Source organism: Winogradskyella sp. HaHa_3_26, from assembly GCF_019278425.1.
Taxonomy (GTDB): Bacteria; Bacteroidota; Bacteroidia; order Flavobacteriales; family Flavobacteriaceae; genus Winogradskyella; species Winogradskyella undariae.
The window spans coordinates 1,241,355-1,254,908 of the sequence record NZ_CP058981.1; the positions used below are offsets into that span (position 1 = coordinate 1,241,355).

At 31.6% G+C, this 13,554-nt stretch carries 7 protein-coding genes; 1 reads left to right on the plus strand and 6 read right to left on the minus strand.

The window, feature by feature from the left end:
- Positions 1 to 1,965 (plus strand): DUF3857 domain-containing protein, encoded by a 1,965-nt coding sequence (locus H0I32_RS05425; protein WP_179312760.1) that lies wholly within the window; start codon positions 1 to 3, stop codon positions 1,963 to 1,965.
- A 5-nt stretch (positions 1,966 to 1,970) separates the two neighbouring features.
- Here the strand turns inward: H0I32_RS05425 and H0I32_RS05430 are convergent, their stop codons facing one another.
- The 6 genes from H0I32_RS05430 to H0I32_RS05455 all read right to left on the minus strand — a co-directional run bounded on the left by H0I32_RS05430 (position 1,971) and on the right by H0I32_RS05455 (position 13,538).
- Complete coding sequence (locus H0I32_RS05430; protein WP_179312759.1) at positions 1,971 to 2,975, minus strand: LacI family DNA-binding transcriptional regulator; 1,005 nt, start codon at positions 2,973 to 2,975, stop codon at positions 1,971 to 1,973.
- Positions 2,976 to 3,052: 77 nt separating this feature from the next.
- Positions 3,053 to 4,624 (minus strand): T9SS type A sorting domain-containing protein, encoded by a 1,572-nt coding sequence (locus H0I32_RS05435; RefSeq protein ID WP_179312758.1) that lies wholly within the window; start codon positions 4,622 to 4,624, stop codon positions 3,053 to 3,055.
- Between the two features lie 276 nt (positions 4,625 to 4,900).
- Positions 4,901 to 7,258, minus strand: coding sequence for an MFS transporter (locus tag H0I32_RS05440; RefSeq protein WP_246293562.1), 2,358 nt, complete (start codon positions 7,256 to 7,258; stop codon positions 4,901 to 4,903).
- Positions 7,259 to 7,263: 5 nt separating this feature from the next.
- Complete coding sequence (locus H0I32_RS05445; protein ID WP_179312757.1) at positions 7,264 to 8,757, minus strand: glycoside hydrolase family 30 protein; 1,494 nt, start codon at positions 8,755 to 8,757, stop codon at positions 7,264 to 7,266.
- Between the two features lie 21 nt (positions 8,758 to 8,778).
- Positions 8,779 to 10,056 carry a glycosyl hydrolase family 17 protein gene (locus tag H0I32_RS05450; RefSeq protein ID WP_179312756.1) on the minus strand — a complete coding sequence of 426 codons (1,278 nt, stop codon included), beginning with the start codon at positions 10,054 to 10,056 and terminating at the stop codon, positions 8,779 to 8,781.
- Positions 10,057 to 10,070: 14 nt separating this feature from the next.
- A complete protein-coding gene (locus H0I32_RS05455) occupies positions 10,071 to 13,538 on the minus strand; it encodes a hypothetical protein (protein WP_179312755.1) in 3,468 nt (1,155 codons plus the stop codon).
- Positions 13,539 to 13,554: the final 16 nt, after the last annotated feature.

Here is a 13,554-nt window from a genome sequence, read left to right on the forward strand (position 1 = left end):
ATGAAATCAATCAAATTAAGTTTACTTGCCTACTTCTTAATAATAACTACAGCATATAGCCAAGCTTTTTACGAAAGCTATGATTGGGACAAAACACCGCAATACAATTCTAGCGCTTATGCAAACGAAAATTTAGTTGCAGCTAAAGATAAAATCACAACAGAATTTTATTTCACAACAGACCAACAGTTTGTAGAGTTTTATTTAGAACACAAAGCTTACTATCTTAATTCTGAAGAAGCAATAGAGGATTATAACAAAATTTATTTACCATACGATTCAGACTCTGAATTAATGGTAAATAAAGCTAGAGTAATCACGCCGTCCGGTAAAATAATAGACCTAGACGATTCTAAAATATTAACAGCAACTGATGACGAAACAGAACGAACCTATAAGTATTTTGCTTTTGAAGGCATTGAAAAAGGAAGCTTTATAGAATACATGTATGTCGTAAAACGAAGCCCATCTTACAGTGGTAAGCGTGTAAGTTTTCAGAATGAATATATAAACAAAAATGTTGAATTTGACCTTTACGCTCCTTCTAACTTAATTTTTAAATTTAAGAGTTATAATGGATTGAAAGATATTGAAACGGACACTATAATTGAAACCAAAAATCATTGGTCTTTAAAACTCTCTGAAGTAAAAAAATTAGATAACGAAACACAAGCGCTTTATTCTGCTAACCGACAATTTATAATTTATGCCTTAGACAGCAATACGGCCAATAATACTAAAGATATTACTTCATATAGTTCAGTTGCTCAAAACTTGTATGACTTCTATCATGCAGAACTCTCTAAAAAAACTAAAAAAGCACTTATTAATCTTATTAAAGACCTAAAAATTAAAGACGATGCTGATTTTGATACAAAAATTAAAACTATAGAAAATTACATTAAAACAACAATCTATGCTGCAGAATATAGTAGTGCCAAATTATCCGATTTAGAAACTATTATAAAAGATAAAGTAGCAAGTGATAAAGGCTTATTAAAACTATATATCGCTTTATTTAATGAGCTGAATATAAAACAAGATATGGTGATAACTTGTAGTAGAGAATTTATGCGTTTTGACAAAGATTTTGAAGCTAACATTTACCTACAAGACATCCTTATATACTTTCCTAAAACAAAAAAGTATTTAGCGCCTAATGAAAATGATTCGCGTTACGGTTTTCCTCCTGGTTACTTAACCGATACTTATGGCCTTTTTATTAAACAAGTTAAAGTTGGTGATTTTGTTTCTGCTGTAGGAAAAATTAAAACTATAAAACCTGTTGATGCATCACTATCTAAAGACAACATGGTTATTGGTGTTAATTTTGACACAGAAGATATCTCAACAACAAACATAACATTGAGTAGAGCAATGTCAGGATACTACGGCATGTTTATCCATCCTTTTATAAATTTAGTTAAGCCAGAATTAAAAAAAGAGTTAGTAGAAGGGTTTGCTAAAAACTTAAATGAAAGTGTCACTATTAATGATTCTAAAATAGATAATGACAACCCTGATTTATTCGGAATAAAGCCTATTATTTTTAATGTCGATTTTACATCAGATGCTTTTGTAGAAAAAGCAGGTAATAAGTACTTATTTAACGTTGGTGCATTAATAGGATCTCAAATGGAACTTTATCAAGAAAGCGAAAGAGTTTTACCATTAGAAAATGAATTTAAACGTACTTACGAAAGAACAATAAACATTAAGATCCCTAAAGGATATACCATTGCAAACTTAGAAGATATTAACTTTGATAATGAATATATTGAAAAAGGAAAAACAATATTAAGTTTTAAATCTTTTTACGAATTAAATGATAATGTTCTTAAAATCACAGCAGATGAATATTACAAAACCAATCACATACCTGTAGCTATTTATGAAGACTACAGACGTGTAATTAATAGTGCAGCTGACTTTAACAAAGTAACCTTAGTGTTAGTAAAAGAATAACATAATTACTTAACAGACTCGCTTAATTTAAGTTCACTTGGCACCATAATAGTTTGCAATTCTAAATCTTCATTATTGATATTTTCTATCAATAATTTAGTAGATATTTCTCCTATTTTGTGTGCCTTCTGATGTATAATTGAAATTTTAGGACTCGATAATACTTGAGTATGCTCATAACCAAAACCAACAACAGATAAATCTTCAGGTATTTTTATACCCAATTTTTTAGCCATATTAATGGCAACAATTCCAGTAACATGATCAATAGACAATATAGCGTCTATTGAAGGGTTCGCTTTTAAATATTTACATATTTTTTCTTCAATATCCATATCAAGCGCATTATCTAAATTTAGAATATTAACGTCAAGATTATGATCCTTAAGAGCCTTAGTATACCCTTCAATTCTTAGTTTTCCTACGCTTAGTTCTTCAATATTACTAACCATAAGAATATGCTTTCTTTTGTCATTTACAATTAAATGCTCAGTAGCGTTATATACAGATTGAAAATCATCTACAATAACTTTATTACACTCAATCTCCTCAACAATTCTATCAAACATTAAAACAGGTTTCTTACTATCTATAGTAGAGATGATATGATCGACTTCTCCCTTTACTTGACTCTCTCTTGCTACGGCAATTATAAAACCATCAACACTGCCATTGGCAAGTAATTCTAAACTTCGCTTTTCCTTATGTAAAGTTTCGTTTGAAAGACAAACAATAATATCATAACCACTTCGGGTAGATTCCATTTCTATACCGTGCAATACTTCTGCGAAAAAAGGATTTGTAACCGTTGGAAGAATAACACCAATCGTTTTAGACTTGTTTGTTTTTAGCTGTTGTGCTATTCTATTTGGTTTATAGTTTAGTTTAGTCGCTAATTCCTTGACACGTACTCTTGTTTTTTCACTAATTTCATGGCTATCATTTAGTGCCTTTGAAACTGTTGAAACCGATATATTTAAAAGTGCTGCTAATTCTTTAAGTGTTGTCATTATTTAAGCTTTTTCGTTAAAATAAAAAAGAGCGTATAATATACGCTCTTTAATATTAGTATTAACAATTATTTAAACTAGTTTTTTACCAGTTTTATTGTTTTAATTCCATTTGCTGATATAATCTTAGCAAGATAAATTCCTTCATTTAATTCTGAAGCATTAATTACAACCTCAGCAGAATTAGGATTTAAAGATAGAACTTGTTTACCTAAGATATCAAAAACTTGCACTAAACTAATGTTTTGATTGTTAGTTTTTACATTCCAAACTGAATTTGTTGGGTTTGGATATACACTAACATTTCCTAATTCAAATTCGTCTGTACTTAATACCGTTGGTGCTCTATATACATATAGGTTATCATACCAAACTTTACTAGGAAGGTTAGAAGTGATTCCAAACTCTTTAAAACCAGTAAAAGTTGTTAAATCAACAGGGATATCAATTGACATCCAACTACCAGCTACTAAAGCAGGAGAAGAACCAGCATTTAAATTAATTTCGAAAGCTGCACCACCTGGTTGGTTTACAAGTTTCAAATTAAAAACAGAAGAAACTAAATCAGTACCAGCTTCAATGTATACATCAACATGTAAATTAGTACCAGCAGCAGTATTAAAAGTACTAGCATCTACAGCTGTGTCTAATACAATTCCTTGACAAGCATTATTTAAGTATTTTTGAGTTGGGTTACCAAAAATCATAACTTCTTGAACCGAAGAAAATCCACACCAACCTGCATCAAAAGTACTTGCAACATCCGTATAAGCATCACTGTACAACGAAATAACATCCCAATCATTTCTAGCTATTGGATCTGCTGCTGCTGAAGGAGGTCCTTCAAAAATAAAAGAAACTGTATAGACTTCTGTAACCAATCCATTTTGTGAAACAACCTCAACAGTTGCATCACCTGGAAGTACAGTAGCTTGAGTTATAGTTACAGATGTCGCTGCAGCATCTGTTGAAGTTGCAGTGGTAATTTGAGGTATATCTGTTATTCCAGGAGCTAAACCATAAGTATAATTATAAACACCAGAATTAAAACCACTAATTGTAGAAGCATCAATTTGTAAATCACTTAAAGTAGCGTCTGATCCAGCTACAGTTGGATTTTTCCAAAAATATAAGTTATCTACATAAATACCGTCAGTAGTTCCATTACCATTGTCAAACTTAAATTGAATAGTATTTGATATGTCTCCAGTAATTCCTGATACAGGAATATCAACGCTTGTCCATGTGCCTGATCCTGCATTTGTTATTGGATGAGCAATTTCTACTCCTGAACTAATTACAAATACATTAGGATTAAATGCCCCATTTATCCAAATATCTACATGTAAATATTCCATAGCTGAAATATTTTGAGCACTTCCAAACTGAACTCCTTGATAATTAAAACTTGGATATGCTAACACTAAGTTACCTGTACCAGGGTCAAAAGCAGTATTTGCTACACTAAAACCAGGTTGTCCCCAATTTGGATTAAAATCTGTTCCCGAAACATCTGTATACGCATCACTGAATATAGAAATCACATCTGCGGTCTCTCTTGCTGGAGGAGTTCCCGCATTATCTGTTGGCGTTTGGGCGAACCCAAATGTTACTGCCAATAGCATAAATAAAAAAGTAAATTTTTTCATAATCATTGTTTTTGTTTATTTGTTAATTTTTGTTGAAAATACTATTTAAATAGATTATTTTTATGATATTAATAAAATTACGCAATATTTTTTAAGTATTACACAATTTTAACACTACTTAAAATATACAAATAGGCACCTATTTCTATTACAAAGCATAAATACATAACATTCTTAAAATCAGTATTTTACATAATATTTTTATAAGCTCTATTTCCACTAATAATTAGCTTGTAGTGGTAAAGTAGTGGTAATAATTAACTGAAGTTGAAATAATTACACCTTACGTTTTTCTTTTTTATTCCAAATCCCCCAAGAAGCACCAACATCTCCTTCCGTTCCTATTTTCCATGATTCATCAAAAGAAGAAAAATGAAAAATATCAATGCCTTCTTTTTTGGCCCATTCTTGAGTTTGCACAAAATACTTCATTGCATTTACTTGCGACGGATGAGCATCTTCTACCGTTTGTCCTTGACTTGGCCATCCTGTTTCTGTTATAATAACTTTTTTATCTTTAGCTACTATTTGTGTAATTGCATACATCTGTCTTAAATGTTGAAAAGCATCTTCTATACTATAACCTTCCCAAAAAGGATAACAGTTTGCTAAAACTACATCTACAGCATCTACTAATCTGGGATGTTTGTAATATTCGTAATAAGTATCGGCATAACCTATTTGTACATTATTAAAACCGGATAACTCTTTTCTAACCCTATTTATATATGCTATTAATTCATCTTCCGAAATTTCATTACGAAGTAAAACTTCATTCCCTACAACTACAATATCTACATAACCTTCTTTTGCCAATGTAACAAGACGTTTAATCTCCCTTTCATTTCTATCTTTATCATTACTAATCCATGCACCAACCATAGATTTTAAACCTTTATTATGTGCTACTTTAGGTATTAATTCATTTCCTTCTGTACAAGAAAAAGAGCGTATCCAAGTTGTATACGGTGTAATAATACCCATACGTCTTTTAATTTGAGACTCCGATAAAATATCATCCGTATTTTGTCCTTCCACATAAGGACTAAAACACAAACCATGTAACTTATGATTTAATGTATTTCGATAAAGCGATTTAAGATCCTCAACCGTTTTATCTGTAAAATCAATTGCTTTATAAGCTTTTAAGTGTATTTCATTATTTAAAATAGACGCCATATTATCCCCATTAACTTCATAAGGAGAAACAAAAGCATTTATTTTCTTTTTAATCTTTCTGTTATTTAACTCTTGTTTAATTTCTAGTGAACGCTCTTCTGTAAGATCATAATCTCTCATTACATACATTGCAATAGCGGTACCCAATATAGGAAGTGCCGAAAAGAAAAATCGTAAACCTTCCACTGCTCCTTCAGGTTGTGTTAGCGCATCTGGTGTAAAATCTACTAAATACATTATTAAACCACTTAAGCCTCCTGCAATAGCAAATCCGAATTTTACCATCCACCAATATATAGCTCCAAAAATCCCTTCACGTCTATGCCCAAAATTTAGCTCATCTAAGTCACAAACATCAGCCGTCATCGACATCATAATTGTAAACAAACCTCCAATACCAAAAGAAAAGAAAGGCAAGGCAATTAAAAACAAGTACGGTTTTCCAGGAACAAAAAGAAACCAAAGTAATATATAACCAACAATAGATATACCTTGAGAAATCAAAAAAGCATTTTTCTTCCCTAAAGTTTTAGATAACTTAGCTACCACAGGAATAACCATAAAGGTCGTAACCAAAGCACCAACACTACCAAACAACGTAGGCCAAATCCATGCTTTTCCTGCATCACCATCAAACAAATAATAAACAATTATAAAAAATGAAAATGCAGCTACAGTGTTAAAAGCATTATATATAAAAAAGGTAGAAATACATAACTTTCTAAATTGCACTATTCTAAAAGCTTCTTTAAATCCTGTAACGATTTGATTTAGACTACTACCAATGTTTCTTATAGTCAATGGCACTAAACTATCGTCATGAAGCGTTGATTCATCTTTAATAAATAAAGCAGGAACCATTGCTAAAAGTGCACAAATAACAGCTACCCAAATAGCTAAAGTTCTAGTTGCCACATCACCAGATTCAAACCATGCAGGATCATACATAACCACCCATAACCAAGGTGCTAAAACCCAAGCCCATTGTCCTATCCACTGAGAAACAGCCATAATACTTGTACGTTCATGAAAGTCATCACTCATTTCGTAACCCATTGCTACGTAAGGAACACTAAATATGGTTAATCCTAAGTAAAAAATTAAGGACCAAATAAGGTAGTACCAAAAATTATAATCGAGAGTATTTTCTCTATGTAATTGCCACATAAAGGCAAAAGAAATCCCCATTATTATTGCTCCTATAAACACATAATGACGTCTTCTTCCCCATCTAGATTTTGTATTATCCGAAATAAACCCCATTATAGGATCTGTAATAGAATCGAAAATACGCGGTAAAAAATACAAAACTCCCCACATCCAAGTAGGAAAACCGAGATCCTTTACCAAAACTACCATGAAAATACCTAAAGCCGCAGGAAACATTTGATTTGCCAACATACCCAATCCAAAGGCAATCTTTTTACCCATTGAAACTTTTTTGGTTACTTCCATAGTTTCTAATTTTTATTTGGTATAATAATAGTTTGAATAGCTTGTTTACTAATAGAAATTGCTACAGTTTCATCACCAAGAGTTAAATCGAAACTTTTAGCTGTAAAACCTTCATTAAAAAGCACCACTGCTATAGAGCCATCCGGATTTTTAGCTGCAGTTACCTTTAAAGCTTTATCCCTATTTTCTACTCCAAGTATTACAGATCCTGGTCGGATATATTTACTAAAATGAGCCATAGTATAATATAGAGGTGTAAAGTAAACCTCATCTTTTTCAGGGTCTACAATAACTGGTGCTACACACCAATTTTCAAACCAGTTTGGCCCACCTTTGGTATCTAAAACCATATTCCAATCTACCCAACCGTCAACCCAATTGTTTAGACAACCAATAATATCTCTTGCATATCTATTAACAGGTGCGTATTTAGGGTGTAAATGTTTATCTTCTGCTGATGCCCAATCCCAACCCCAATCTGTGGCTTCTTTTTTCCAGTACCATGCATCATCTTGCCATTTAGGAATTTCAGAATCTACACAACCTTCCGTTTCTATTAGATACTTATTTGGTGCTTTTTTATGCGCATACTGTAACGTTTCTGGTAGAACTTCATTAGTACTCTCATACCAATGTATTGCCGTTCCTGCAAAATATTTTGAGGAAGCTTCATCTTTAAACATTTCGTCTACCCATTCATTTAAACCTCCTCTATTTTGATCGTACCCTAAAATGTTTACATCTCCAAAACCATCGGCCTCTAATTTTGGCCCTAAATGATTCGCTACAAAATCCGTTTCTTCAGCTGGAGTAAAATGCATACTTTCCCAGTTATTTCCATTTCCATGTGGTTCATTAACAGGAGTTAAACCCCAAATATTAATACCTTCTGCTTTATATGCTTCAAGATATTTTGAAAAATATAACGCAAATGTATCGTAGTATTCTGGCAGTAATTTTCCACCAACAAATGCTTTATTATCTTTCATCCATGGTGGTGATGTCCAAGGAGATGCAATTATATTAAAACCATCTTTTGAAATTGCTTGCGCTTCTTTTATCATTGGAATTAAATCCTCACGATCTTCTTCAATACTGAAACTCTTCATTTCTAAATCTTCCGGCTCTGGAGCGTATGTGTAATTGCTTAACGAAAAATCACAAGATGCTATATGTGTTCTTGTTAATGAATAACGTGCACCATCTTCCGCAAAGTAAGCTTGTAAAATAGTATCTCTATTTTTTTTGCTCAACTTATTTAATAGGTAAGCAGAGGACTCTGTAAACGAACCTCCAAAACCAGTAATAGTTTGAAAGGTTTGTTCTGGTAGAATTTTAACTATCGTAGATGTATCTGCTTTTATGAAATTCTCAACTTTAGTTAATTTATTACCACTAGCTGATGTTTCGTAAACTTCCACCTCTAATTCTTTTACCGTTTGACTACAACTCATCGTAATTAGTATCAAACCATAAATACCATATTTTAATGTTTTCATAGTATTATTACTTTAAATTTATTATTCGTTCTTGGAAGGTGGTACTAAAACAGTTTTCATTAAACTGTCTTTATTACCTTCATATGTTTTTGTTATAGGATTACCATTTCTGGTTAAACCATTAAATACTCCTTGATCTACCAAATCCCAAATTGTGTATTTTGCTTTGCCTGAAATAGTAAAAAGTCCAAAATGGTTTTCAGAGCCATTTGGATGTGTTGCATCTTTCCATTGCTCATTAAAAGCTTCAAAATAAAAACAAGATATACCTGCTTTATTCGTCCAATCTCTCATCTGATTATAATATAAACTTTGCTTGTATTCATCTGTTGCTTTAGAGCCATTAGCCCCATAAAACCCTTTAGAAGTGGTTGCCCAACCTGTTTCTCCTATATGTATTGGTTTATTTACTCCTAAACTTCTCATGTAATTAGCAACACTGTCATATTGTTGCTTTGCAAACGTAATGGCACGCTCCATAGCTGCATCAACTTTTTCTTCTTTTGAAAGCTGCTCTTCCTCCATTGGAACTCTCCAAAATGCAGGATTATAGTGTGTATTATGATAAGGATAAGTATGCATAGAAATATAATCTACCGCTTTAGCAAGTTTTGCTAAATCTTCAGTATGATAGCTAACGTCACCACCTCCCCAAGAGGTAAAATCGTCTGAACTTGTAATCCATATATCTTTTGAAAGCTTCCCTGTTGCCTTTAATTCTTGTAAATGATTTACCCATTTTAAAATAATATGAGGCTCTACATAATAACTTGTTGCCCATTTTATCATGGCTTCATTACCAACTGCTATTACTTTAACAATATCTGGATATTGATTGGCCAATGCTACAGCACGTGCTATTTCAGACTTGTTATTAGGACTTTCTATATTATGATCTACTGGCTGATCGGTCCATGCATTTACGCAATCAATCCAAGCACCTAGCATTACATACATTTCAAAATTTGGATCCTCTACTTTAAGTTCTGAAATGGCCTTTAAAACATTAGAAGCATGCGGAAATGACTCTTGTACATTATAGGTTCTAATAATTTTAATTCCCATAGCAGCCAATATTTTCATATCCTCTTTTAATTCCTCTATAGATGGTTGTACCGTTCTTGATTGCGCTCTATACCCTCCATATGAAATTGCCAAGTAATTGGAATTGCCTAATATATCTTTAGCTGTCATTTCTTTTTTTATTTGAATTATAGCTTCTGTATTTTTTTTATTTTCATTGCAAGACATAGTAAACAAAACAACAATGGAAAGCAATATGATTATATTTTTTTTCATTGATAATACTTATACTATTTTAAACAATCCGAATTAATACTTACGTTAATTTGAATGACCTCACCTACACGATTAAATACAGAGGTACTAGTAACTACATCAAGACTTAAGTTATGAAACACTTTAACCGTTTCATCTTTAAAAGTAACTTCAACGCAATTTTGATCTGCTATTTTATAGATAATTGGAACTTGACAATAGGTATATGCCAACTCGTTTTCTTGTAATGAGATACTCTTTTTTTGGTGCTCTAGATTGATATAATGAAAAGTTTTATCTTCCTCTAAAAACTCATTTTTACGCAATAAACATGGGTTAAAATAAAGTTTTCCTTCTTCAACAAAAGCGCCTAATTCCGCAAAACGACTAAGTACATCTTCTTTTACTTGACCTGTCATACCTGGTTGTTGTGCTCCTTTTCCTGCAGGAGTATGCGAATAAGGATCTGTTGGAAAAGCTCCATATAACTGTGGAGATTTATGCACTCCTATACCTTCATTAATTTCGTAATAATGCTCTAATAATCTTCCTATTATATCTTTATTTTCTTTATTGTCAATAGCTATTAAACAACATTCAAGAGTTGCTAATTGTAACTTAGAAACCATATGCCAATATATAGAACCTAAACCTTCATAGCCATAAAAAGTACCTGATCGGCCTGTAAAAGCTTTATGATTAAAAACACCTTCAAAGATTTGTAGTATGCTTTTTTCTTCTTTATTCGCTAAATCCGCATATTGTGTATGCTCTAATTTTTGAAGTCCAAGTTTAAGGTCTTTAGCATTTTTAAAATTGCCATTAAAATGATAATTTCCATTTTCATCTTGTTCAATAATTTGGGTATTACCAACCTCTACTAATTGCTGTAACAGTTTTGAATTTCGGACACTAGAAGATGGTACTATATTTCGTTCCATAAAACCTTTAAGTTTTTTATTTGGATATAAAATATAGCTGTATTGATCTTCTCTAAAAAGTTTACTATTTTTAAGACTATCTAATACTTCTAAACTCTCTTTTGAAGACAAATACCCAGAACTTAAAACAGCTACTTGTCCTTCTAACATTTCATCTAAATAAGCTATAGACACACTATTATCTGCATTAAGCGTCATTAAATTATAAGCATGATATAGATTATCTGCTCTTTTATTTGCTTTAATAGAGTGTTCTAGAAACTCTAAACTTACTTGAACAAATTCTTTTATATCTTGGATTGCTAACTCTGTTTTTCTACCAGAAAAAGCTTGATTATATATTTCACTTCTATAGTTACTAGCAGCTTGCCCTAGTTGGTCCATAATTTGTTTACGAACCGAATCTGAAATAGTACCTGAAAGTACATTTTGATTGGTTTTAAATGTATCTGTAACCGCATTAAAAAACACGAGTAACTCATTAGAAACTTCTACTGATTCTGTTTCTACTTTAGAAAATACAGAGTCAAAAAACTTTAAAAAACGTCTTAAATAATACAGGGTTACCATGGAAACACCATTACCAACTAAAGCATTATTAGCATCATTCCACTCTGGACGTTGTGTATTCATCCAAATACCTCCTTCTGGAATAAAATTAGATAGCTTTGCTAAGGCTGTTGCTAATATTTTTTCAATAAAATTTGCTTTTACAATAAATCTATTTTCATCTCTTAAAAGTGCACCATCTGCACCTATTTGTGCTCTTTCTTCTCTAATACTTGCATCCAATTTTACATCAAACTCAATAGTGTCTTTTGGATTTTTAAGTATATCCTCATATGCTTTTATTTTATAAGGTACATTAGCATATACAAATAAGTCTTTATTAAAAAAGCTTTCTAATTTTCCTGGTTTATAGTTTTCAATAAACTCCAAAAATTTAAGTAAATAAATAATTTGATGATCTCCCCAATACCCGATGTAAGACCAAGGATCATCAGGCTCAATAGTTTCCCAATCAAAGCCCTCTTTTGTTACTCTATAAGGATTATACCCATCAAAAGTAGTAGCATTTAAGAATTTATGAATCATACTCTCCATAAATTCAGGATAGGAATGTGCTAAAGCTTCCCAGTTTTGAAAGATATCTCTCCAATTCCCTTCATAATCTAATATTTTAGAACCGTCTACCTCACTTTGTGTATTTATAGAAAACTTATTCCATGGTCGACTAGGATCTCCATGACGACGGCTAAATTTTAATGGTAAATACTCTAAACACAAACGTCTAAAGTTTTTGTTTTCGGATTTATAACCAATATCTTGAAGTAAAGACAGCGAAAATGTATTTGGCAATGCTTCTACTATATCTTCAGCTATTCTAGAAACTTTTCTATTTGCTTTAGCTAAGTAATTTTTAAAATCCCATTTTTCAATCTTATAGCTATCATCAAAAATACCGCCACGCATTATATTAAAAAGCGTGTTAGCAAAATGTCTAGTATCTCTATAATTATCAGAAGTTAATTGTAAACCATCCGTGGCTGCGTTTAGCGCAATTAATTTTTCGGTTCCTAAAGCGATATCTTTTTTAACGGTTTTTAAGATATCCTTATTAGACTTAATGCTATTGGATAATTCAACTACCGCCGATTGATTTTTATTAACATTAGCTACCATTGCCCATTGTTTAGCTTCTTTTGAAACCAAACTAACTTCTGCATTAATAAAATAAGCACCTTTTTCTGCTTTTACATCTTCTTCTTGATGTATTGGTTGAAATTTCCTAAAATTATTAAGTTGCAAAGAAGACAGTAAATATTTTGGATTATCAAAACCTGTAGACCAAACAATATTTGCTTTTAACGCTTCACTTGGTTCTGCTTTATCTACAATAATTGCACTTAAAGCAAAAATACCTAAACCTGTTTCCGTTAGTAACTCACTTCTTTTATAAGCATCTACCAAATTACTACTTCCATTTTGTAAGTCGCTACCAACACCATATGGTAAAATATTTTGAATCCCATCTAAAACCGAAACACTAACTTCTGTTTCTGCATTATTAATTAGTTTAGACGTTTTTACAAAACCATATTTATCACTTGAAGCCCATTGGTATCTATAGGTTATTTCTAAATCTAAATTCTCTTCTTCAAAAATTATTGCGTTACCGTAAACACTTTTGTATAGGTTACGTTTTACAACATAATTATCTTCAAAACGAATTGAAAATGGTTCCCAAATATAGGTTTCTCCATTTTTAGTGACCTGAAAAATAGATTTAGGACCAGTAATTTCTGAAGACTCTGTTATTTTATCGTCTGAATAATAAGGAAATAAAGCAAACTCAGAATTTTTTCTTCCTGCTGTTAATCCTCCATTGCTAGAAATAAACATCCAATGGTTAGAATCACTTACCATACTCATAAAAAACGGACGCATTTCATCATTATTAGAAATTTTGAAATAGCTCTCGTTATCTATAATAACAGGTTCTAAATTGACTTCTTTATTTTTTTTTGATTTATTAGTAAATGTGGTAGTATTATTGGTCATTGGTAATAAAATTTGT

Coding starts and splice junctions, on each gene's coding strand:
- H0I32_RS05435 (WP_179312758.1), bottom strand. CDS start 4,624: ATGAAAAAATTTACTTTTTTATTTATGCTATTGGCAGTAACATTTGGG.
- H0I32_RS05440 (WP_246293562.1), bottom strand. CDS start 7,258: ATGGAAGTAACCAAAAAAGTTTCAATGGGTAAAAAGATTGCCTTTGGA.
- H0I32_RS05445 (WP_179312757.1), bottom strand. CDS start 8,757: ATGAAAACATTAAAATATGGTATTTATGGTTTGATACTAATTACGATG.
- H0I32_RS05450 (WP_179312756.1), bottom strand. CDS start 10,056: ATGAAAAAAAATATAATCATATTGCTTTCCATTGTTGTTTTGTTTACT.
- H0I32_RS05455 (WP_179312755.1), bottom strand. CDS start 13,538: ATGACCAATAATACTACCACATTTACTAATAAATCAAAAAAAAATAAA.
- H0I32_RS05425 (WP_179312760.1), top strand. CDS start 1: ATGAAATCAATCAAATTAAGTTTACTTGCCTACTTCTTAATAATAACT.
- H0I32_RS05430 (WP_179312759.1), bottom strand. CDS start 2,975: ATGACAACACTTAAAGAATTAGCAGCACTTTTAAATATATCGGTTTCA.